Origin of the sequence: Streptomyces sp. NBC_00224, assembly GCF_041435195.1 — a bacterium.
Taxonomy (GTDB): domain Bacteria; phylum Actinomycetota; class Actinomycetes; order Streptomycetales; family Streptomycetaceae; genus Streptomyces.
In genome coordinates this window covers 3,249,382-3,270,430 of record NZ_CP108106.1, presented here as the reverse complement: position 1 = coordinate 3,270,430, position 21,049 = coordinate 3,249,382, and the positions used below count along the sequence as shown (strand labels likewise).

At 70.5% G+C, this 21,049-nt stretch carries 29 protein-coding genes; 1 reads left to right on the top strand and 28 read right to left on the bottom strand.

Translation table 11 applies throughout. The features are described 5' to 3' along the window. Window positions 1-72: 72 nt before the first annotated feature. From OG965_RS14635 to OG965_RS14585, 11 genes are all read right to left on the bottom strand, one after another. Entirely contained in the window at window positions 73-525 is a 453-nt protein-coding gene (locus OG965_RS14635) for a hypothetical protein (protein ID WP_371652500.1), read from the bottom strand. A 38-nt stretch (window positions 526-563) separates the two neighbouring features. Beyond that, complete coding sequence (locus tag OG965_RS14630) at window positions 564-1,028, bottom strand: phage tail tube protein (protein WP_371652499.1); 465 nt, start codon at window positions 1,026-1,028, stop codon at window positions 564-566. Window positions 1,029-1,108: 80 nt separating this feature from the next. Continuing rightward, the gene (locus OG965_RS14625; RefSeq protein WP_371652498.1) at window positions 1,109-1,264 is read right to left on the bottom strand and encodes a hypothetical protein; all 156 of its coding nucleotides are present in this window, start codon (window positions 1,262-1,264) and stop codon (window positions 1,109-1,111) included. 305 nt (window positions 1,265-1,569) lie between these two features. Further along, entirely contained in the window at window positions 1,570-1,992 is a 423-nt protein-coding gene (locus OG965_RS14620; RefSeq protein WP_371652497.1) for a minor capsid protein, read from the bottom strand. Further along, on the bottom strand, window positions 1,985-2,338 hold the full coding sequence (locus OG965_RS14615; protein ID WP_371652496.1) for a hypothetical protein: 354 nt from the start codon (window positions 2,336-2,338) through the stop codon (window positions 1,985-1,987). Before OG965_RS14615 ends, OG965_RS14620 begins: the two co-directional genes overlap by 8 nt. Further along, window positions 2,335-2,652 (bottom strand): hypothetical protein, encoded by a 318-nt coding sequence (locus tag OG965_RS14610; protein WP_371652495.1) that lies wholly within the window; start codon window positions 2,650-2,652, stop codon window positions 2,335-2,337. The genes OG965_RS14615 and OG965_RS14610 overlap by 4 nt, the downstream gene beginning before the upstream one ends. Continuing rightward, entirely contained in the window at window positions 2,649-3,038 is a 390-nt protein-coding gene (locus tag OG965_RS14605; RefSeq protein WP_371652494.1) for a hypothetical protein, read from the bottom strand. Before OG965_RS14605 ends, OG965_RS14610 begins: the two co-directional genes overlap by 4 nt. Before the next feature lie 152 nt (window positions 3,039-3,190). Beyond that, window positions 3,191-4,045 carry a phage head protein gene (locus tag OG965_RS14600; protein ID WP_371652493.1) on the bottom strand — a complete coding sequence of 285 codons (855 nt, stop codon included), beginning with the start codon at window positions 4,043-4,045 and terminating at the stop codon, window positions 3,191-3,193. A gap of 15 nt (window positions 4,046-4,060) precedes the next feature. Continuing rightward, window positions 4,061-4,738 (bottom strand): hypothetical protein, encoded by a 678-nt coding sequence (locus tag OG965_RS14595; protein WP_371652492.1) that lies wholly within the window; start codon window positions 4,736-4,738, stop codon window positions 4,061-4,063. Between the two features lie 105 nt (window positions 4,739-4,843). Further along, the gene (locus tag OG965_RS14590; protein ID WP_371652491.1) at window positions 4,844-5,017 is read right to left on the bottom strand and encodes an Rmf/CrpP fold protein; all 174 of its coding nucleotides are present in this window, start codon (window positions 5,015-5,017) and stop codon (window positions 4,844-4,846) included. Window positions 5,018-5,027: 10 nt separating this feature from the next. Further along, window positions 5,028-7,226 (bottom strand): phage minor capsid protein, encoded by a 2,199-nt coding sequence (locus OG965_RS14585; protein WP_371652490.1) that lies wholly within the window; start codon window positions 7,224-7,226, stop codon window positions 5,028-5,030. Window positions 7,227-7,340: 114 nt separating this feature from the next. On the opposite strand from OG965_RS14585, the gene OG965_RS14580 reads away from it, so the two are divergent. Continuing rightward, a complete protein-coding gene (locus OG965_RS14580) occupies window positions 7,341-8,066 on the top strand; it encodes a hypothetical protein (protein WP_371652489.1) in 726 nt (241 codons plus the stop codon). Window positions 8,067-8,081: 15 nt separating this feature from the next. On the opposite strand, the gene OG965_RS14575 is transcribed toward OG965_RS14580, so the two are convergent. The 17 genes from OG965_RS14575 to OG965_RS14495 all read right to left on the bottom strand — a co-directional run bounded on the left by OG965_RS14575 (window position 8,082) and on the right by OG965_RS14495 (window position 20,708). Further along, complete coding sequence (locus OG965_RS14575; RefSeq protein WP_371652488.1) at window positions 8,082-9,563, bottom strand: phage portal protein; 1,482 nt, start codon at window positions 9,561-9,563, stop codon at window positions 8,082-8,084. Next, entirely contained in the window at window positions 9,550-10,815 is a 1,266-nt protein-coding gene (locus tag OG965_RS14570; RefSeq protein WP_371652487.1) for a PBSX family phage terminase large subunit, read from the bottom strand. Before OG965_RS14570 ends, OG965_RS14575 begins: the two co-directional genes overlap by 14 nt. Window positions 10,816-10,818: 3 nt before the next feature. Beyond that, window positions 10,819-11,352 (bottom strand): helix-turn-helix domain-containing protein, encoded by a 534-nt coding sequence (locus OG965_RS14565; RefSeq protein ID WP_371652486.1) that lies wholly within the window; start codon window positions 11,350-11,352, stop codon window positions 10,819-10,821. A gap of 151 nt (window positions 11,353-11,503) precedes the next feature. Then, on the bottom strand, window positions 11,504-11,950 hold the full coding sequence (locus OG965_RS14560; RefSeq protein ID WP_371652485.1) for a hypothetical protein: 447 nt from the start codon (window positions 11,948-11,950) through the stop codon (window positions 11,504-11,506). 87 nt (window positions 11,951-12,037) lie between these two features. Continuing rightward, on the bottom strand, window positions 12,038-12,970 hold the full coding sequence (locus tag OG965_RS14555) for a hypothetical protein (protein ID WP_371652484.1): 933 nt from the start codon (window positions 12,968-12,970) through the stop codon (window positions 12,038-12,040). 60 nt (window positions 12,971-13,030) lie between these two features. Beyond that, window positions 13,031-14,305: a hypothetical protein gene (locus tag OG965_RS14550; RefSeq protein ID WP_371652483.1), complete on the bottom strand. Its 1,275-nt coding sequence runs from the start codon at window positions 14,303-14,305 to the stop codon at window positions 13,031-13,033. A gap of 186 nt (window positions 14,306-14,491) precedes the next feature. Next, window positions 14,492-15,328, bottom strand: coding sequence for a hypothetical protein (locus tag OG965_RS14545; protein ID WP_371652482.1), 837 nt, complete (start codon window positions 15,326-15,328; stop codon window positions 14,492-14,494). Window positions 15,329-15,345: 17 nt separating this feature from the next. Next, window positions 15,346-15,825 (bottom strand): hypothetical protein, encoded by a 480-nt coding sequence (locus tag OG965_RS14540; RefSeq protein WP_371652481.1) that lies wholly within the window; start codon window positions 15,823-15,825, stop codon window positions 15,346-15,348. A gap of 104 nt (window positions 15,826-15,929) precedes the next feature. Beyond that, window positions 15,930-16,406 (bottom strand): single-stranded DNA-binding protein, encoded by a 477-nt coding sequence (locus OG965_RS14535; protein ID WP_371652480.1) that lies wholly within the window; start codon window positions 16,404-16,406, stop codon window positions 15,930-15,932. A 3-nt stretch (window positions 16,407-16,409) separates the two neighbouring features. Next, the gene (locus tag OG965_RS14530; protein WP_371652479.1) at window positions 16,410-16,925 is read right to left on the bottom strand and encodes an HNH endonuclease signature motif containing protein; all 516 of its coding nucleotides are present in this window, start codon (window positions 16,923-16,925) and stop codon (window positions 16,410-16,412) included. Window positions 16,926-17,053: 128 nt separating this feature from the next. Further along, a complete protein-coding gene (locus OG965_RS14525; protein ID WP_371652478.1) occupies window positions 17,054-17,221 on the bottom strand; it encodes a hypothetical protein in 168 nt (55 codons plus the stop codon). Further along, window positions 17,218-17,694 (bottom strand): hypothetical protein, encoded by a 477-nt coding sequence (locus OG965_RS14520; RefSeq protein ID WP_371652477.1) that lies wholly within the window; start codon window positions 17,692-17,694, stop codon window positions 17,218-17,220. The genes OG965_RS14525 and OG965_RS14520 overlap by 4 nt, the downstream gene beginning before the upstream one ends. Further along, the gene (locus tag OG965_RS14515; protein ID WP_371652476.1) at window positions 17,691-18,398 is read right to left on the bottom strand and encodes a cell surface glycoprotein; all 708 of its coding nucleotides are present in this window, start codon (window positions 18,396-18,398) and stop codon (window positions 17,691-17,693) included. The genes OG965_RS14520 and OG965_RS14515 overlap by 4 nt, the downstream gene beginning before the upstream one ends. Beyond that, window positions 18,395-19,327: a mucin-2 gene (locus OG965_RS14510; RefSeq protein WP_371652475.1), complete on the bottom strand. Its 933-nt coding sequence runs from the start codon at window positions 19,325-19,327 to the stop codon at window positions 18,395-18,397. Before OG965_RS14510 ends, OG965_RS14515 begins: the two co-directional genes overlap by 4 nt. Before the next feature lie 69 nt (window positions 19,328-19,396). Continuing rightward, window positions 19,397-19,996 carry a hypothetical protein gene (locus tag OG965_RS14505; protein ID WP_371652474.1) on the bottom strand — a complete coding sequence of 200 codons (600 nt, stop codon included), beginning with the start codon at window positions 19,994-19,996 and terminating at the stop codon, window positions 19,397-19,399. Beyond that, window positions 19,993-20,367: a hypothetical protein gene (locus OG965_RS14500; RefSeq protein WP_371652473.1), complete on the bottom strand. Its 375-nt coding sequence runs from the start codon at window positions 20,365-20,367 to the stop codon at window positions 19,993-19,995. The genes OG965_RS14505 and OG965_RS14500 overlap by 4 nt, the downstream gene beginning before the upstream one ends. 146 nt (window positions 20,368-20,513) lie before the next feature. Beyond that, window positions 20,514-20,708 carry a hypothetical protein gene (locus OG965_RS14495; protein ID WP_371652472.1) on the bottom strand — a complete coding sequence of 65 codons (195 nt, stop codon included), beginning with the start codon at window positions 20,706-20,708 and terminating at the stop codon, window positions 20,514-20,516. Window positions 20,709-21,049: the final 341 nt, after the last annotated feature.

Genomic DNA, 21,049 nt, shown 5'->3' with positions numbered 1-21,049 from the left:
ACAGGGCGGCAAGATCACGGGCGGCGAGGTGGTACTCGCGGGCGAGGTCGGCCTCGACGGCGGCCCAGTGGGTTACGACTGCCTGCCAGAACTCGGCCGCTTCCCCTGCCCCCGACTGGCGCTCCGGCGGCCGGAACGATTCTGCGTGGGCCGGGGCGAGGGAGCTTTTCCCCTCGCGTCCTCGCGCTGCTTGTACTGCTCGGCCGCCTGGGCGATGGTGATGCTGCCCGGGTCGGCGGTGTTCGCGGTCGCCCAGATCAGCAGTATGCCGAGCTGGTCGTCGTCCATGCCATGGGTGGTGAAGTCGTCGGCGGCGTCCGGACCGAACAAGGTCGCGAGCAGGGCGAGGATGTCCTCGGGACGGGCCGAATGCTGCACGCGGTGGAGCTGGACCGTGAACAGCGCGGGCAGCGTGGCGGGCAACTGGTAGTCGCGCCCGAACAGGCGCAGCGCGGCACCCGTGCGCCTGGCCGGACCATGCTCAGCAAAGAACGCGTCGAAGTCGGCGACCTGTACGGGCGCCACTTCACGATGGTCAACGACACCACCGTCCTGGGGATCGCTCACGGGGCGGTCACCACCGGGGCCGTGGTCGGCTTGCCGCACCGGGTGAAGGTCGCGCCCCACGACGTCTTGTCGTTGGTGCCGCCGGACTGCTCGCCCGGCGACATCGTCGCCTCCCACACGGTCCAACTGGTCTGCGACACGTGGCGATAGCGCAGCTTGTTGCGGGAGTCGGCCCCCAGCCGGTACGTCCACACGTCGTCCACGTACTTCTGCCCGGGGTCCTGAATGCCGTTGGCCGCGGCGTACAGGCCCGAGATCTCAATCGTGGCGCCCCGCTGCATGACGTCCTGTTCGTAATAGCCGTTGCTGTCGTTGGTGGTGGTGTCGGCGGTCTCCTCGTTCTCGGACTCGTTGCGTGACCAGCTGGTCAGGTGGCCGATGGTTAGCCACTTGTCGGCGGGGTCTGTGCCGTCCTCGACTTCGAAAACCCAGCCGCGTGCATCAATGGGGCGTCCCCCCATGGACTTTCCTCCTCAACGGAAAGGGCGCTGGGGTGACGGAGGTCAGCCCAGCGCCCTTGTGGATTAGCGTGACACGTGAATCAGCTATTGCCTCGCCGAGTGAAGATGATTTCCAGCACCTGGCGGGCCCGCAGTCGCACCAAGGGGTCAGGGTGCGCGATGGCGGTCACGATGACGGCGCCAACGATCGCGCCCATGGAAGTGAGCGGCGCAATGGCCGCAGTGATGTCTGGCATGGGGAAGACCGTAGCGCAGCGGGAATTGCCGCCGCAGCGCGCCGGAATCGGCCTCGGATGTAGGCGAGGTTTATTAATTAATTGACAAGGATTTCTGAACTATTTAATTGATTAATTTAACTATTTCCAAGCCTATTTCTCTAAGGCTAATTCATTTTATGGCCTCTATGTGTGCGAGTTCGCACGCGAGGCGGAGTTCACCCGAATGGGTGAAGGGTGCGTGGCGAGGAAGGCGAGGCTCCTCGGGTGGCAGCGGCTCGGGATGCCAGAGCGGCCCTGTGGAGTGTGGCGACCTTGGCTTAGCCCTACGCGCGGTGGACGGTGGGGGCTGACACGTCGAGGTCGAAGTTCACGACGTGTTCGTGCCGGCCGGTGCTGTCGGGGCCCATGGGGGCGGGGGTGCCGCGCGCGGAGGCGAGGATCAACCACGGTCCGTCGGGCGGGAGCTGGATACCGGCGAGGCCGTGAAGCTCGCTGTAGATCGCTTCACAGCGGCGGCGTGAGGCGCGCGGGTCGGGGCCGCCGCGGACACGGACCTGGAGACGGCGGGTGTCGCAGGGGTTGAGCGTGTCCTGTGCGCCGCCGTCGTACAGCCACAACCCGACCGCGGCGTCGGGGGCGGGCGGCATGTTCTCGATGAACAGGTCGCCGCCGATTCCGTCGGGCCGGTAGGTGGCGTGGCCTTTGACGGTGAGCAGTCGGGCGAGGGAGTCGAGCAGGTCACCCACGAAGCGACCGCCGAAGCTGCGCGGCGATGATCTCGGCGACTGTTCCGGCTTCCTCGGTCAACGGCCCTTCGAGGTACTTCGCCGTACGCCCCGCATCGTGGCGGTAGTTCAGCTCTTCGTGCTGGCGCACCGCGTACGGGGTGTCGTAGGAGACGCTGGCGGTCAGGCTCGACTCGTCGACAGTCGCGGCACCGGACCGTTCGAGGGTGGCCTCTTCGATCGGAACGCGCTTACGGGACTCGGTCAGGACATGCTCGGAGGCGATCCGCAGACCGCGGACGGCGCCGGCGCGGGTGCCGCGCAGGACGGCGTCACCGTTCCAGCGAAGACGGGCACGCTGGGTCATTCGCAACTCACCTCCGTGGACTGCGGCACGGGCAGACCCGGCGCGGTGTGGTGGGCGATGGTGATCGCCTTCGTGGTGCGGCCATCGGGCAGCGTGATGCGGGACTCGGCCGGACAGACGAGGCCGGGATCGGCGATGATCTGCGCGGTGCTGGTGACCTCGCGCCCCTCGCGGTCGCGCACGGTGCGGACGGTCTCGGCGACCAGCGCGGGAACGTCGGCGACGGGCGGCCCGTACACGGCCCCGTACGCCCCTTCGCCTTGATAGGGCTCAACGGTGATGCGGTGGCGGAGCAGCCAGCGGGGGACGTTCACCAGATCACCCCCGGAAGCAGTCCGGCGCGGGTCAGGGCGCGGTGGGCACGCGGGGCGAGGTCGACCTCGCCGGGGCCGGTCGGGGCCTGTTTGCGCCCGGAAAGGGCCACGGGGCCGATACTGACGGCGTCCCACTTCCCGGCGGCGCCCGTGCCGTCGTCGCCCGTGGCGGCCTGGTACTCGACCTGTGCACATGCGGCGTCGGCGAGGGCCGCGGCGACCTTCGCCTCGGTCGGCATACCGGTGCTGTCCGTGGCATACAGGGCGGTCAACAGGGCGTCGTCCACGTCCTCACTGGCGCGGGCGAGCAGCCGCTCGGCCCCGGGCGGGGCGGGCTGTCCGGTCCATGCGGCGAGCTGTTCGGGGGTGGCGTAGACGCGGCCCAACGGCTACCCCTCCTTGCGTGGCTTGCGGGTAGACGGCGAATGCTCCGCGGCCGGTGGCTGCGGGGCGTCGCGCTCGGTGCCCGGAGCAGGGTCCGGGGCGGGGTGTTCGTGGTAGCGGCGCAACAGCACGGGGGAACGTTTCTCCTTCCCGGTCAGGTGGCGGCGAGGGTGCCGACGCAGACGCCCTTGTCGTCGAGGCGCTTGACGGCGTAATGGACGTTCGTGGTGATCACGGTGGTGCGCTTGAGGATGTCGCGGTCGGTCTCGACGAGGGGGCGGCGCTTGTAGAGGGCGCCAAGGCTGTTGTTCTTTAGGATCATGAACTTGCCCGCAGCGATCCGGTTCGTGATGAACACGGGCAGTCCGGCGATGGCGCCGATCTGGCCCGTGCGTACCGGGGTGTCGCCGCCGAGCTTGGATGCGTCGATGAACTGCGGGTCGGCGAACGCCTCGGCCTGCTGAGCGGAGTTGAGGAACAACCCGGCGAACTCGGCCGGCTCCCACTCGTCGCCGAACTGAGCGAGCGCGGGAACGATCGCGTCCCCCCACGTGAACCGGGTCTTCCCGGCCGCGGTGGTGAACTGGTACGGCTTGCCGCCTCCCTGCGCGGTCTCGTCCGCCTGCGCCTGGGCAATGAGGGCGGCGTCGACCTTGCGGGCGGCGAGAATGCCGAACTGGCGCTGTGCCTCGCCGCGCGCGTCGCCGAGACCGGTCAACATGGCCTTGTCGGTGATCTCAACAGCCTTGCCCGCCTCCTGAATAACGGCCTTGCTTGCCGCCTGGGTCATGACGCTGGTGGCCATGGCGGTGCCCTCGGTGAGGTCATCCAGCTCGCCAAGCGCAGCCCACTTCGGAAAGTTGATCTTGTCGCCGGGCTGGCCGACGAGTGTGTCGTCGGTGACGACGGCACCACTGCCCATGACACGTACGGTGCCGGTGAACTTGGCCTGTGCCATGTCGGCCCAGACTTCGGGAACGATCAGATTTGCGGCGGTCGTCAGGGGCACGCGGGCCCTCCTTTGTTATGGGGTCCCGGCGAGGCGCCGGTAGGTGTCGGGGTCGGTCTGGAACAGCTCGGCGCGGGCGGCGTAGTCCATGGCGGCGAACTGGGTCGGGGTGACTCCGCCGCTCGGCGCCCCGGAGAACTCCGCCCCGCCGCGTGCGGGCGCGGCCGGTGCGGCGGCGAGCTTCGGGTTTGCGGTGACGGCGGCGGTGATCGCTGCCTGTACGGCAGCGGTATCGGCCGGGTCGACCTCGGCGAGCGAGGCGGCGAACGTGCGGGAGTCGAGCAGGGCGTCGGCGTCGCCCCCGGCCGCGGCGGCGTGCCGGTACACGGCCAGTTCGACCGCGGTCTGCCGTGCCTGTGCCTGCGAGGCGGTGAGCTGGGCGGTGAGCTGGGCAGGGTCGGCGGGCTCGCCCTCGGGAACGATGCCGAGGGCGCGGCCGATGTCCTGCGCAAGCTGCGTACGGGCCTCCTCGGCGGCCTTTTCCTTCGCGGTGACGCGCTGCTTTCCGGCCTCGGCGCGAGCGGCGGCGAGGTCGGATTCGAGGCGGGCGATGGTTGCGGCGCTGTCCTCACCCTGCGGCGCAACGGGGGCCGGGGGCGCGGACGGTGTCGGCGCGGTGCCGGTCGGGCCCTGCCCGGTCGGCGCGGTCGGGTCGCCCTGCGGCGCTGCGGAGGTCGTCGAGGTCTCGCTCATGGGTGCACTCCTGGTGCGGTGGGCGCCTGCTCCTGGCGGACGCGTGCGGACATGCAAAAAGGGCCCGCTCCTGGCGGGCCCCTGGGGTGGTTCTGCTGGTGTGCGCTAGACGGCCGTCTCGGGCTGGGACGACACAGGGCGCGACTCGGCGTATCCCCGAATCCATGCGGTACGCAGCGTCGACGTGCGCGGGTAGGGGCAGACAGTCGGCGGGTCGCCCCGCTTCCCGGCGTCGCGGCCGGCCGTGACTGCCTCGACGATGTCCTCGCGTGTACCCACGCTGCGCCCCCTATCGCTTGTTCTGGTGGTCGGACTCGTTCTTACGGGCGCCGGTGGCCCATCGCTGGGGCTTGCCGACTACCTGCTCGATGAACTCTGCCTGAGTGAGCCGACCATGTTCGGCCCACCACTGTTTCAGCTCGTCGGACGCCCGCGCGTACGCGATGCGCGCGGGCCCGCTGAACAGGGATACCGCGTTGATACCGGCGGCGCTGGCCTTCTTGTTGAGCAAGTAGCCGTTGCAGTCCTCTTCGGCCTGGAGGTACTGGCGATAGACGTACTCGTCGTACAGGGCGCGGGCCTCGCGGCGGGTGATGACGTGCCGCTCGTCGGTGTCGCCCTCCTGCTCCTGGCCGGCGGCGAGGGCGGCGGCCTCGGCGGCGAACGTCTCGTCGTCGGCGAGGCGCCCCCACTGCTCCGGGTCAGGCGCGGGGGCCATGGCGTCGGCGAGGGCGTCGCGGTCGGCGAGCAGGTCGGCAACTGGGTCGTCGCTGTCGGCTGGCGTGGGCGGGTCGACGGCGTCGCGTCGGTCCAACTCGGCGGCGATCCCGCGCAGTTCGCCCGGGTCGGCGTACTGCATGGCCCAGGCGAGGTCGTCGTCGGACAGGTCCGCGAGGTCGTCGCGCAGCTGTCCGCCGGGGAAGATCCGGGCGAGCAGGTCGCGGCGGGCTGCCTCGGTGGCGAGCAGGCCGAGCGTTCTCTCGTCGGCTCCGCGGGCGCGGGCGGCGAGGTGTTGGTCGGACAAGCCGACCAACTCGGGCTTGATGTCGGGGAGTTGGGCGGCACGGTCGCGCCGGTCCATCTCCGCCATGACGCGCAGTGCATCCCCGTCGTCGAGGTGCCGGTACGCGCGGGCGAGCTCGCTGTCGCCGAACTGCGTCAGGTCCTCGGCGAGGGTGCCGCCGGGCGTGATGCGGGCGAGCAGGTCGTCGAGGTCGCGGCGGTCGGCCTCGGCCTCGACGCGCGCGCGGGCGCGGTCGTCGAGCAGACGGGACCCCTCGGCGGCGGCGAGCTGGTCGTCGCTCATCTCGCGCGGGGTCCGCTCGTCGCCCGACCACAGGCGGGCGGCCTCGACCTGCTCGGGCGTCGCCTCGCGGCGCGGCTCGGGAAGGTTCGAGGCTCCGGGCTGCTCGCGCTGGCGCAAGCGCCGCAAGTCGGGGTGCGCGCCAAGGTGCGTGCGCATGGCGCCTTGCCACTGGCGGACCTTGATCCGGGCCGCTTGCTTGGCCTCGGGGGTGACGGCGGCGGCCTCGCGCCGCTTGTACTGCCTGATCTTGCGTTCGATGGCGCGCTGCCGCTGTCCGGCCTCGTACCCGGCGGGGTCGGGCTTGGCCTGCTCGGTGCGGGTGAGCCCTGGGGTGTAGGCGGACACGCTGTGTCGGCAGTTGGGGTGTTGGAATCCGGTGAGGCGGGCCTCGTCGAGGGTTCCCGCCACCTTGACGGGGATCATGCGGCCGTCGTCGACGGCGTGCTCGACCTCGACCGTACGCTCGCCGCCGGGCCCCTCGATGGCCAGTACGCGGCCCTCCCACGGGCGGCACAGCGGGCACTCGCGCGGGGCGTCGGACACGACGACCAACTCGATACCGGCATCGGACAGGGTCCGCATGTGCGCCTCGGTCGCGGCGCGGGCAACGGACGTGCGTACCGCCATCTCGGCGTAAGAGGTGAGCTGCCAACGGCGGCCGGCGCGGTCCGTGAACGCCCGGATGCCCGCGTCGGCAAACCGGCGCATGGCGTCCTGGGTGGCTTGCCTGCGGGTGCCGGTCCCGAGCAGGGGCGTTGCGGTGACCTCGGCAACGACGGCCCGGAAGATGTCGACGACGGCCCGCAGAATGCTGCGGTGCGTTGAGGTGACGCGGTCGACAGTCTCGGCGGCGAGCCTGTCCACAGCCTGCGCATTGGGTGTCACGTCGTCGACCAGTGCGCGGGCGGTGTCGGACAGGGCGCCAAGTTCGGCGACCGCGGCCCGGTGCCCTTCGTTGTACGCCTCGGCGACCACGTCGAACACGTCGAGGGTCACGGCCTTGCCCAACTCGTCGACGACCCCCTGCGCGCTGCGGCGCAACGCCTGGACGGCGGCGAGCTTGCGCTCGGCCCATCCGGGGGCGTCGAGGCCGTCGGCCAACTGGCGGGCGATGATACTGAGTAGACGTTCCTCCGCGGCGGCGTATAGGTCGCGTGTGCGCTTGGCAAGGGGCTCGACCATGCCGGGATGGATAGCGATCTTTAACCCCCGGAATGATCGACTCGAATAAATTATCGATAGAGGGTTTTGTAACCCTCTTCCCCTCGGGTCGGATGCGGCGATACTCTGATGATTATGGGCAGTTATCTGTACCCGACTGATCCGCCTCTGCGATATCCGGAGTCGGCAAAGATCCCAGGGGTCAGGTTATGGCTGGAAGACTTGGACGATATTTATGGGATTCTTTGTAGCGGTGCCCAGCGGGCCTCAATTCATCCCGGGGATTCAATGGTTCACGCAGTTGCTGACCTGAAGATGGCGCGCACTCGCGATTTGAATCATCTGCAATTTCGCGCGGAAGGTCCGAGTATTGTTATCGACTTCAGGACGGCGAGGGTAGATTACTCCGCAGATGTTGAGCAGTATCTCAAGACTGAGATCAACAACGTCTTCCGAGGTGCGAGGCGGACCTGGGTGCGACGCTTCTGGGACGCTCAAAGTGCTGGTGGGTACGCGGCCGCATTTTGGACTACTCTATTTTGCTATAAGTGGCCATGGATGCCGTGGGTGATGTTTCGCAGCCTAATTCAATTTTCGTGGTTTCAGGAATTTGAGAGTTCTATGCCTCGGCGCTATCATGACTTGTTCCCGGCCGCTTTTTCGGCGACTATGGGGCTTCTTAGTATGCTGGGTCGTCAGCGGGGAAGTGTGAAAGTGTTGCCGTATAGTCGTGGTGACTTTCGGCAGTGGATGGTGCAGGCTAACCTCGGCTTGCTGGCCTCATCGATTATTCTCGTTGTGGGAATCCCGGTGGCTCTCCTCACGGCCTGGTTAACGGGTGAGCTATCCCTGTCTCCTTGATGCTGCCCGATTTATTTATGCAGCGAGAGGGAAAGCCCCGACTGGATCAGGCGCGGCGGCGCCGCTCTCGGCGAGGATCGCGGCGACCTCGGCGGCAACAGTGCTGTCGTCCCATTCCGGATGAAGGATCTTGACCTTGGTTCCGGTAGAGACAGCCCCCGCGCGGTTGAGCAGGTCAAGCGTGGTGGCGGTCGCCTGCTCGGATTCGGCAACGCCGTCGCCGAACTCCACGCGCGGGCGCGCGGGCGTGATCCGTGAGCCGAACACGACCGCGTCCAGCTGCAACAGGACATGCACCATGTCGGCCAACGGATGGCGCCAATACCCGGCCTTCTTCTTCCGGGTCACCATCGAGCGGGCGGCGCGGTTGTCGACCTCGGTCGCGGTGACGGGCTGCCCGTCGCCGTCGAGGCCGAACGACTGCGGCGAGTACCCGGCGGCCTGTGCCGCCTGCCGCATGATCGCCTCGGTGCTGGCGCGGTGTTCCTCGACCCTGATGTCGAACTGGGCCAGGGTGATTCCGGCGCCCTCGTTCGGGGGCATCTTGAGGGAGTGCCATACCTCGCGGTCCTCGTCCCACGATGCACCCTGCCCGGGGCCCTCGTTGTGCAGGTACCCGTCGGGCACGATCAGCCGAGCGCGGGCGAGGCGGATGTCGCGCATCCAACTTGTCCACGTCTCGTCGAGCGCGTCGAACAGGCCGTACAGCGGGGCGGCGTAGTCGCTGCGCCCGACTGGGGAGCCGCGGTGCAGCCGGTTGGGCAGCATGTTCGGGACGTACGCGGCGGTCAGGTCACGTATGCCAGTGCTGACCGACTGCCCGTCGGCGTCGAGGGAGTCGACTAGTTCGGCCGTCTCGGGGTGCTCGCTGAGGGGGACAGCGCGACCGATGTTGTCGGTGGTCCCCTCGTACAGGGTGTGCACGATGCGGCCCGGCTCGTGGCGCTCGATGTGCCGCCACACGGTGGCCCCGTCGGAGCCGTCCAGCTCGCGCCAGAAGTTGACGGCGCGCAGCATCCCCCATCGGAACTCGGGCAGGGCCGCGTCGGGCTGCATGACAGTGAGCAGGGGGCGCGAGGCTAGGTCGCGGTCCCATGTGATGCGCAGGAACACCCCGGACAGGGCGGCGGCCTGCTCGGCGGCGCCGAGGAACGTCTGTTGCGCGCGGCCCTCGTCGAGCAGCTGGTCGAGGCGGGCCTGTGTGGCGGTGTCCTCGACGGTGATCGTCGGCATGTCCGCGAACAGCAGGTCGGCCGACGTGCTCGCGATGTCGCCCGGCAACGGGACGTGTAGACGGTGGTCGCGGCGTCCGGTGCGATGCTCGACGGAGCGTCGGCCCCACAGGCGCCGACGCTCGGCCGGCCGCTTGTGGCTGGTGTAGAGGCGGGCGAGGCGGCGCGGGTCGCCGCTGTACCACGCGTCGTCAAGGCGCATCTCGTCGTAGTACGGGGCCCACTGCGGCGGGGGCCACGCGGCGCCGTTGTCAGGCAGGGGCACGGGTTGCCTCCTTTGGCGTCGTGAGCAGGTGGCGCCACTCGTGCGCGGTCGAGTGGACGACGTAGCGCAGCGCGTCGGCGCTGTGGTCGTCGACCTTCAACGGGGCGTCCTCGCCGCGCGCGGTGGCCTTCGGGTCCCAGCTGTAACCGGGGAGCTCGCCGAGCAGTCCCTCGCACGACTCGTGTACGAGCAGGCGGCCGGCGGCGAGCAGACTGGAGACGCTGCGGATTCCGTCGGCAACGTCGTTGCTCGCGCGGGCGAGGCCCGGATATCCGTCCTGCCACATCTGCGTAGAGAACGACGCGGCCGACGGGTCAACGAACGTCCACTCGGGCGTGATGCCGAGGCCGTCGAGCCACGCCCGTACGGCATGGCTGTACTGGGCGTCGGTCATGCTGCGGTGCCGGCCGCGGGAGTCGTGGCGCCACTCGGCAACGACGTACAGGCGGCCGTCGATGCCGTCGCCGAGCAGCAGTGCAGCAAACGGGTTGGTGGTGCCGTAGTCCACTCCGGCCCAGTACCGGCGCATCTCGGGGAGGTCGGTCACGACGTGGCGCGGCTCGTCCCACATGTCGTAGATGGCGCCCTCGGCGACGACCCACGCGCCGTCGATCATGCGCCTGCGCCACAAGCCGACGTACTCGGCGGCGAGGGCGGCGACGTACTCGCGCGACAGCGACGGGTTGTCGGCGAGCTTGAAATGCCAGGCCCGAAGGTTCAGTTCGTGGGCGCGGTCGAGATACCCGGTCTTGAGCCAGTGCCGCGGCGAGTCGGGGTTCGTGGTCGCGTACAGGCGAGCTTGAGGCGTGCTGAGGCGGGCGAGTAGCTGCGTCCAAAATCCCTCGGGCAAGAGGGTGGCCTCGTCGACGTAGGCGAGCTGCGCGGTAAGGCCGCGTAGGCGGCCCTCGGCGCGGGTGTCTGCGGCGCCGATCAGGTGGACGGTGCGGCCGAGGATCGTTGCTGTCGTCGCGCCCCGGGTGTGGTGGACGTGGCGGGCGAGCGGCCCGAACAGCGCCACGTCTTGGAGCGGTTCGAGGCAGTTGCGTTCGATCGTCTGAAGCGATCGGCCACAGATGATGATCAGCCCAGAAGGGCCGGCCGCGGCGACTGCGATCACGAACGCAAGCAGACTCGCGATCGTCTTGCCGGACCGAACCGACCCATGCCACAAGTTGATACGTGCTTCGGCGCGGCCGATGCTGCGCAGCTGCTTGCGGGACAGGGGCAGGGCGTCGAGGTCGAGGTCAAGCAACGCTCACCCCCCGGCGGCGCCTCCGTCCTCGTCGGCGTCCTCGTCATCGTCGGCGGCGCGGGTCAGTGCCTCGCCAAGTGCGCCGAGCATCGAACGGACCTGGGTAGCGTCCTCGCCGCCCTCAGCGGGGGCGAGCTTGATCGACTTCTCGATCGCAGTTCCGGCCGCGGCGAGGATCTGGCGTTGATCGCCGAACGTGGGCCGGTCGAGGCGGGTCTCGGACCACACGTTGTCCTTGCCACCGAACGCCCCAAGGGTGGTCGGCTCCCACAGCTGCGCGCGTAGCCGCTCGGCGTCGGTGTGCAGCTGCTCGGCGAGCTGGGCGCGGCGCGCGGCGAGGTCGATGCGGCGCGCTTCGGTGGCAGCGACGACTTCGGGGCTGCGCTCGAAGGTGAGCGGCGGGTCGCATGCCGCGGCGATCTTCGAGACGGTCGAGGGCGACCGCTTGATCGCTCGGGCGATCTCGTTGCGCGCCTTGCCTTGGGCATGCAGGCGGCGGACCTGTTCGCGGTCGCGGTCGTCGATAGGGCGCACCACGGGCGGTCACCTCCTCGCCGCGGGCATACGAACGCCCCGCCGCTGGGGTAGCGGCGGGGCGTTCGGGAAAGGCGTCCGTTTCCGGGCACGCCGAAGACGGACCCAACTCTAGGTCACGGAACGATAACGGCGCAAGGGGGTTCGGGCGGCCTCACGCGCGGGCGGCGCGCTCGGCGTCCGGTCGCGGCTGCTGCCCTGTCGGACGGCCGAGCACAGTGTCGGCGTACGCCGTGGGCAGGTGGGGGCCGGGCGGCGGACTGGGGAGCAGACGGCCCAGCGGGCGCGGTGCGCGGACGGTCGACCTGTCCGACGGCCGGTCATACCCGCTGGTAGCGGGCTCGGGCTGGGCCTGACGGCGTAGTTGGTAGTTGAGCAGCGTCGGCGCGGTGCCGTCCGGGCATACGCCGTGCGCCCAAGCGGTCCGGTACATGTCGGCGAGCTGTCCGACGGCCTGTCGGACAGCGTCGGCGAACGTACCGCCCGTGCTCATGATGACGGCGAGGTCGTCGGAAAGGGCCTGGTCGACGCGTACCGAGGGGCGGCTACCGGGTGCGGGCGGGGTCGTGGTCTTGGGCTGGGTAGGGTTGGCGTCATCCATGGTCGGGGTTTGCTCCCGTCTGTGGTGAGTCGGGCCCGTGAGGCGGTGAGGTCGCCGAAGCGGGCCCGCGCTGTTGCGTGGGGCCGGTTACTTTGCGTCCGGGGTGTGCTCGTGGCGGTAGAGGGCTTCGTCGTCGGTGCCCTCGGGGCCTTCCCAGATCAGGACGCGGGCGCGGTGGGTGGCGGCGCCTTCGCCTGCGTTCTCGATGACCTGCTCGGCGAGCCGGGCCTCGCTGCCTTCGGCGAGGTGGTCCTCGCCGCTCTCCCATTCCTGCCACCCCTCGCCGGCCTCGCTGTCGAACAGGTCGAGGCGCCACGTGTAGAGCGCGTGGCCCTCGGGCAGTTGCGCGCGGCGCGCTTCGTGCGCCGCGCGCTCGTGCCTCTCGACCTCAGCGCGCAGCTTGTCGAGGAACGTCTCGGCGGCGGTGCGGTCCGGCCCCTCGGGGATGCCTGCGAGGGCGCGCGTGTAGTTGTCGAGGGAGGCGCGCGGGTTGTTGCCCCGGGCGACGTCGGCGGCGACGCCCTGCTCGATGTCCCACTCGACGCGTTTCTCGCGCAGGATCGCGTAGACACGGGAGGGCGTGAGGCCGAGCAGCTGGGCAACGTCGGGCGTCTTCATGCCGACGGTGTCGGCTTGCCAGATTGCCAGAGGGGTCGAGGCGACGGCCTGCTCGCCTGCTTTGCGGGTGTCGGCAATCTGCACGAGGGCGTGGGCGGCGGGGCGCTGCTCGACGCTGAACCGCTCCTCAATCATCGCGGCACGCTCGGCGAGTTCGCGGTCGCGGCGCCCCCGGCGCATGGTGCGCTTGATGCTGGCGGGCGTCCATGTGCCGCCGGCACCGCCGTGCCGTACGACAGTGTCGAGCAGGTCGAGGGCGAGGGCGGCGAGCTGCGGGCGGTCGTCGAGCAGGGCGTCGAGGGCGGCCCGGGATTCGGCGGGGTCCGGTTCGAGGGTGGCCTCGATGCCGCGGTCGGCGCGCTGCTGCTCAAGGCTCTGTGGCTGCTGATCGGGGGTGTTCATGTGTGCTGCTCCTGTGTCGGGACGGGGCCCGCCCTCGGGCGAGGGCGGGCCGAGGGCGGCTCACTCGGTGGGGCGCCACGCAAAGACGCATCGGCGGGACGTGGGCTCAACTTGCCAACCGGCCTCGCGTAGCTTGTCGGCGCCGATCCTCAGCTCGACGATCCACGGCTCGCCGCTGGGGTCGAGGTAGCGCCCGCCCTGGACCCAATAGAGGGCGACGCGCCCATTACCGCGGGGCTCGATCAGGAACCCCCACGCGTTCGGGGCGTGCCCCATGTCGCCCGGACGGGCGCCGATGTCGGCGTGGTCGCTGACCTCGGCGCGGCGGAGATTCCCCAGGGCGGTCAGGGCGGCGAGGGTGTCGGGATCGGTCGAGTGCTTGGGCGCGGTGCCCTTGGTCCGGCCGTTGTGCGCGACGATCACGCCCTCGACGATGTGCCGCTCGACGGCCTGCTCGGCCTGCTGCGGCGCGTAGCGGGCGGCCTCGGCCGTGCGGCGGGCGTCCATCTCGGCGCGGTACTCGGCCCGGTCTGCGTTGGCCTTGGTGCGGATGCGGTCGAGGTCTTCGCGGCGGAAGGCGACGCGCACCACGATGGGGGCGGGGCGCTCCTCGACGGTGGCCCCGGCGTCGAACAGGGCGCCCTGTTCCGTCGGGCGCTCGACGGTGAACAGGGTGTCGTCGGCCGGCTGCTCGCCGATCCACTCGCCCCGCCATGTGCCGTCGGTGGCCTCGGCTTCGGTGATCAGGGCGGCGGCCTGCTGCGCCTTGGTGTCCTCGGCGGTCGGTGAGGTTATGGCGTCGACCTCGGCGCCCCATGCGGCGACCTCGGCCGCGAGGCTGTCGGCCTCGGTGGCGGTTTGGCGAATGTCGGCGAGCAGGGCGTCGGCGTTGTCGATCTGCTTAGCAACGTTGGCCGCGGCGGCGTCGAGGGCGCGGTCGTACGCGCGCTGCTCGGCAGCCTTGGTACACGGGGTGCACAATTCGCGGCCCTTGTTGAGCAGGGCGAGCAGGTCCTCGCCGCTGACGTACTCGCTCACCTCGCGCCCACAGAGGGTGTCGTCGTTGTTCGAGTAGTGGATACGGCGGCCAGTGCCGACGGTGGTGTACCGAACGTTGGCACGCTTGGCGAGGGTGGGGCCGTCGGTGGCGCGGTCGGCGGCGACCTGCTCGGCCTCGACGTGGTCGCGCTGCTCGGCCCTGGCGCACGGGGCGCAGATGCGTGCCGCTATGCCGGTGTTGGGGGTGTGCTGGAGTTCGCGCCCGCAGTAGCTCACGTGGGTGCCGGGCTTGGCGTAGTGGCCGGTTAAGCCGTAGCCGTGTGCGTAGGTGTCCATGGGGTTTGCTCCCTTGGTTGTGGTTGCCGGGTGAGGTCCGGCGGGTTCGCCGAGTGAGGCTCGGCGAACCCAATGTAGCCACTTCACAAGCCGCAACACAAGTGGTTTCTCAAGTCAGTTCACGCAGGGAGTGTCGGACAACTGCCCAACACTCCGCGGAAGTTGGCCGGAAGTGCGGCCCGGGTTCTACGCCTCGGCGGCGTGCCGACGGGCGGCGTCGAGGGCGCCCCACAGGTCGGCCAGTTTGACGCCCCGCCATGTGCGGCGTCCGCGGTGGTCGGCCTCGACGGGGGCCGTGCACTGGGGGCCGGTCGAGCAGGTAACGCCCGGTTCGCCGCCGGGTCGGGTGTGGCCGGCGAGCTGTCCGCCACACCATGGGCACGGGTCGGCGAGATCAGTCGTGCGCCCGTCACGGCCGAGGGCGCGCTCGACGGTGCGGCGGGCAGTGCGCGCGGTGGCGGCGACCTCGTCGAGCAGGCGGGCGGGCATCGGGGCGAACAGGCCGTCGGTGTCCTCCTCGCCGAGGGTGCGGCCCTCGATCCACACGACGGCCCAATGCAGACCAAAGGCGCGGGATCCCGGGGAGTCGGGGGCCTGGTAGTGCCACCGTGCGGGGTCGGTGGCGTCGGCCTGGTCGGCAATGAGGTGGCCGCGGTCGTCGCGCGTGGTGCGTATGGGGCGCTGGACCTGCTCGGCGACGCGGTCGGCGAGGGCGAACAGGTCGCGCTCGACCTCGACCGCGGCGTCGAGGGCATCGAGGTTGAGCGGGGCCGGGTGTTCGCGGATGGTGAGCGGGAGTCGGCCGAGGATGGGCTCGGCGGCCTGGGCGTCGTCCTCGATGTGGCCGTCGGCGGCGAGCTGGTCGAGGAATCCGCGGCGCTCACGCGGCGGCCACTCGGCGGCCGGCGGCCGGGCGATGGCGGCGAGCAGATCGCCCCACTGCTCACGCACGGCGGCGAGGTCGTCGTCGGCGCGGCGTGCAATGAGCGACGGGGCGAGAGAACGGTCGAGGGCGGTCGTCACGGTGGCTGCTCCTGGTGCTACTTGCTGAGGCGCGCGAGGGCGCGGTCGCGCTCGGCGGCAAGGGCCTTGATCGCGTCGGGGAGCGCGGGCCAGTTGGGCGCCCCGCATTCCCGCTGCGCGTCTACGAGGTAGCTCGCGTACCGGAGTGCCGCGGCTTCGTGCTCGGCGGCCTGCTGCTCGGCCTTCTTCACACGCTCGGTGAGCAGCTGCTCGGCGCGCTCTTGGGCGTACTCCTCGGCCTCGACGATGGCGGCCTCGGCGTCGCGGGTGCGCTGCTGCTCGCGGCGTACGGCGGTGGCCTGCCCGGCGGCCGAGCGTCGGGCCTGGTCGCCCTCGGCGAGTTCGGCCTCGACGTGGGCGCGCAACAGGCCGGCCTCGGCAGGGGTGAGCGGTACGCCTCGCTGTGCGCGGGCGAGCAGGACGAACAGGGACTCGCGGCGGGCGTCGCGCTCGGCGTCGCGCTGCTTGCGGGCGGTGCGGGTACGTGTGCGGGACATGGGCGGGGGCTCCTGTGCGATGGTGCGAGGACAAGGGGGCGAGGTGCTGTTCGCGCGCGCGGGCGGGCCCGCGAGCGGACGCGCGGCCCGGTCGCGGGGGCTGATCAGAACGGCGGCTCGGCGCCTTGCTGGGTGGCCCACTGATCGGCGGCGGGCTGCTGGCCGTAGCCGTATGCCTGCGGCTGCTGGCGCTGCTGAGGCGTGCTCTGGGTGCTGCCTGCGGCCTTGGTGACGATGGCGGTTGCGCGGAGCAGGGAAGGGGCGACCTCGTCGGCCTGGATTTCGTAACTGCTGCGCTTGGTCCCGTCGTTGGCGTCGTACTGGCGCTGAGTGAGCCTGCCGACGACGACCACGCGCATGCCGCGTTGGACGGACTCGGCGACATGCTCGGCCTGCTGGCGCCACACGGCTACGCCGAGGAACAGCGGTTCGCCGTCCTCGAACTCGTTGGTCTGGCGGTTGAACTTCCGCGGGGTTGCGGCCATGCGGAAGTTGGCGACTGCGGCCCCCGACGGGGTGAACCTGAGTTCGGGGTCGTTCACGACGTTGCCGGTCATGGTGAGGGTGGTCTCGCCACTCATGGGTTATGCGGCCCTTTCGAGGTGGTGGTCGGTGCGGAGGCGGATGGGCTCGACGGCGGCGAGCTGTGGGGCGCGCTTGGCGGCGCGGGCGGCACGGGCCTGGGCGTTCTTGCACGCGCGGCACTTCCGGGTGCCGTTGGGGGCTCGGTAGGTGTTGGCGTCGTCGTAGGCGTGGCCGGCGGGGCAGTGCGTCACGGCGGCGCGGCGGGCGACGTGGTTTGCCGAGCGGAGGATGTTGACGCGGTGGGTTACGGCGTCGAGGTGGTGGACGGCAACGCAGTTGCGGCGGCGGCATCGGTGGTCGACTTCGAGGCCGTCGGGTATCGAGCCGTTGGCCTGCTCAAAGGCGTAGCGGTGGGCTTTGACGGTGCGGCCGTCGGCCCAAAAGGTGCCGTATCCCTTGTCGTTGAGACTGCCGGTCCACAGGTGGCAGGGGCCGAGGACTCCGCGGATGAGCGGGAGGGGGCCGCGCGGGTCGACCTTGACGGCGAACCGCTGGGCGGGCGTCTTCCGGTCCATCAGGGTGCCTCCTGCGGGATGTAGTCGACCTGAATGTGCTTCCGTGGATGATTGATGTCCATCCATGGATGGACGATAGCGGGTAGGGGGCGGCCTTGGCCTGGAAGATTCCGCCCCCTGCCTGCTGGTTACGCGGCTGTGAGCTGCGGGCCTTCGGGTTCCTTGGTGATCGTCCAGCCTTGGGCGGCCAGTTCCTCGACGACCTGCTCGGTCACGGCCTCGGGGCGGCGTAGGTCGTTGCGCTGGGCTTCCTCGACGGCGGCCCGGATGGCGGCGACCGCGGCACCGGGGATCATCGCTGCGCCCCGGTCATGTGCCGAGCGTCGCGGCGTCCGCACGCCTCGCGCGCGACGGGTGGGCGGCACATCAGGCGGGCGAGGGCGGCGAGTTCGCGCTCGCGTCGCTGCTCGGCGGTGCGGCGGGCCTGCTCGGCGTCGGCGGCGGCTCGTGCGGCTTCCTCGGCGGCAATGTGCTGGCCCTGTTCGGCGGCAAGCTGTGCGGCGAGCAGCGCGGGCCCGTCGACCTCGTACAGCGTGCGCCACTGGCCGTAGGTGACGTGTTCCTCGACGATCACGTACGCGCCCTGTGTGGCCATGTCGCGGGAGATCCGGCGCGCTGTCTTGCGGTCGGCGGTCGGCTTGACGATGGGCCGGTCCGGACGGGCGTTCCACGATCCGGTGATCCGGTACGCCGTGGTGTTTTTCGTGCGGTCGGTGCTGTTCGCCCGGCGGCGGTGTGGGGCGCGGCCCGCGTGCTTGCTGCGGTTCATGCGGCGAACTCCTGACGGTCGAGGTTCTGGTCGAGGGCGGCGCGGTCGAGGCGGGTCGGGTGGGGGTTGGCGCGTTCGGTACGGGTGCCGTGCTCAGCCTTCGGGCCGATGGCGCGCTGTGTGCATGGGGCGTCCGGTTCGGCGCCGCACCATGCGCACGTGACGGCGAGGGCGTCGGGACGGCCGGCCTTGATGGCGGCGCGGCGGGCGGCCTTGCGCGGGCGGTGCCGGTCGAGGACTTCCTCGACGTGGTCCGGGATGGAGCTGCTGAGGGCGGTGAGACGGTCGGCCACGTCCGGATGCGGCCCGCCCGTCAGTTCGCGGTATGTGGTCGCTGCGACGGCGCCGGTGGCAACGGCATACCGGGCGCCGAGCAGTTCAGACCGGTATGCCTCCGGGTCGTCCGGGTCGACGGCCGGTACGGGGTCGGTGTGACGGCCGAGGACGTCGCGGCGGAAGGTGAGCCACGGGCCAGTTACGTCCACGGGCTTGATCGGGTACGGCGAGGTCCGGACGTGGTGGAAGACGACTTGCGAAGCGTCCCAGTGGCGGCCGTTGGGGTGCGGGGCGGTGGGCGGCACGTCGGCGAGCAGGTCGGCCCACTGGTCGAGGCGTTCCTCGGCGGCAGCCTGGTCGGCGGGCGCGGTATGCGGGGCGAGCTTCACGGCGTAGGCGAGCAGGGCGGCAACTTCCTGGCGGTTCATCGGGCGTGCTCCTGGGGCGTGTTGGCGAGGGCGGCGGCGAACAGGTCGGCGGCCTGGGCGACTCGGCCGCGGCGTGCTCCGGCGGCTAGCGGGATCACGTCGGCGCCCGTCTGCGTGGTCTTGCGGAGGTCGGCGAGGGCGAATTGCAGCGTGCCGCCCGTGACGGGCTTGGACGTGGCGCCGAGGCGGTCGAGAGCGGCCCAAAGCTCCTGCGGGGCAATGCCGTTGCCGAGGGCGTCCTCGATGGCGCGGCGGATGCTGGCCTTACCCTGGGCAGTGCCGCGGCCGTAGCGCGTCCACCACGCGTCGAACATCTCGGCTGCGGGCGCCTGCTTGCCCCCTTGGGGGGAAGGGGGGTTACTACCTCCGAAGGAGGTAGTAGGGGACGGGTCGGGTCGGGGGGACCGTGACGGGTCGGCCCCGTCACGCTGTGACGTAGGGCCCTGACCTGCGATGTCGTCCGGAAACTCGATGCGGTTCGCGTGGCTTTCCGAATTTTCCGTTGACGGATTGCCGTTGATTCGCGGACGGTTCGTCGACGAATCGCGCGGATGACGTTCCTGGTTCCGCTGCTCGGCGGCCTTCTCGCGGGCCCGCTTCTGGCGCCCGGCGGCTTGGGCGCGGTCGTCCTCGACCTTGGCCCGGGTCGGGTTGTAGATCAGGTAGTCGTGCATCACGTAGTCGCCAGCGGGCGGCTGGGCGCACCGGGCGCATTGGTGGCCGTGGGCGTGCCACAGACCAGCGTCGACCAGCTTCCGCACCTGTGGGGCGGTGCCGTACAGCTGGGCGACCACACCGGGAATGGCGCCCTCGGTGAGGTGCTGAGCGGCGTAGGCGCCTGCCCGCATCCACAGGCCGAGCGCGGCGTTCCCCGCGCGCAACAGCTTGGGGTGCGCGTGCGCGGTGTCGTCGACCTTGAACCAAGACAACGGGGCGCTCCTTACAAGGTTGGCGCCCGGGGCGAAGGGCTCGCGGCTCGTCCTCGCCCCGGGGCCCGATCAGGGGGCGGAGTAGTACGGGCGGGTCCGGGCCGGCTGGTGCTCCTCGCACCGCGGGCCGCACGGGTAAGGACGCACGGCCTTGGCGCCGCACGGCGGGTTGCCGTACTCACAATTCGGCTGTGCCTTCGCGTTGTTGCAGGCATTGCAGTAGCGGCGGCCGTCGGCGCGGTGGCGGCCGTGCACGGCTCGGTCGTGGTCGCACGACGGCGGGCGGTGGGTCATGCCGAGGACGGCGGCGAGGGCAGCGCGGTCGCGCTGGCGGGTGGCCTGGTCGTCGACATGCTCCGGCTCGCAGCACCGGGGCTGCTCGCACACGGGGCGTACGGTGCCCACGGGTTGGCGTCCGGTGCGCAGGATGAATGCCGCACGCATGGTGGTGTAGGCGGCGCCGTTGTATTGGAAGCGGCCGACGCCGTGTGTGGTGGTGCCGGCGATCCACTCGCGATGGCCGTCGTCGGTCTGGCGGGTGCGGGCGTCGAATGCTTCGGCGAGTCCGGCGGGGGCCGGTGTGGCGTCGTCAAGGGCGAGCTGTCCGGGCACGGGTAGTGGCGTCGGCTCGGCGAGCAGGCGCGCGGCGTCGGTGAGTGACACGGTCATGGGCGCGTTCTCCTGTTCGAGGTGTGGCGGATGTGGGCGGCGAGATGCGTAAGACGGCTGGCGAGGGAGATCGCCTGGTCGGGGCTGAGCAGGTCGTCGAGGCGGTCGGCGCTCTCGGTCTCGGCGAGCAGAGCCTCGCGTGTCCCGTCGGCCTCGGCGGCCCGCATGGCTCGGACGTGCTCGGGCATGTCGAGGCGCGCGGCGGCGTGGTCGAGGCGTCCGACCTTCTCGGCGTGATCGCACAGGAGACGACCGACAATGTCGGGGTCCTCGGCGTAGGCGAGGGAGAGATCGTCGACGAGCGGCGTGGCGCGCTCGGCGATCGGCAACCTGATGGCGAGCCCGTTACCGTCCAGCTGTGGACGGATCATCGGCGCCCCTTCCCGACTGTGGTGTCGATGGTGAGGGGGGTGCGCGGTGTGCGGCAGGCAGTGGCAGGGGTGGGCACGATCGGTCCTTTCCTGGCGGTCGTGGCGGGGTTGCCCCGAGCGCAATCCGGGGCGCTGGCCGTGTGGTTTCAGGCGGCAGGGCGGTACGCCGATGCCGGGCGCTGCCCGGTGCGCTGCTGGTGTTCGAGGCGGCGCAGGAGCTGCTCGACCTCGGGGGCGAGGCGCCCGGCGGCGCGGTCGCGGTCTCGCCGCTGACGTGCGGCGTCGAGGACTCGGCGGGCGGCGGCGAACGCCTGCTCGCGGGGGATCACGGCGTCGTTCATGGGGCCGACCGCTGGAGCAGTTCACCGGCCGATACTCCGTAGTGGTACTCGACGGCGGCGGCGATGGCGGCCGAGGGAGCGGTGTGTCCGTGCCACAGGCGCCACGCGGTATTACGCGCGATCGTCAGTCGTCGCGCGGTGTCCGAGGGGGTGCGGTCGCCCGCTCTGCGGGCTGCGTCAACTAAGAGGGAACGGTCATACACGGGCATCGACCTTTCGTGGCCGGAGATCTTCCGTCCACGGGTGGAACGTTAATGTTCATCGAACACACGTGCAAGGGGTATTGGTGCCGCCCTCCGCCCTCCGGTGTGCCGGTCGCCCGAACCGTGCAGCGGAGGGGG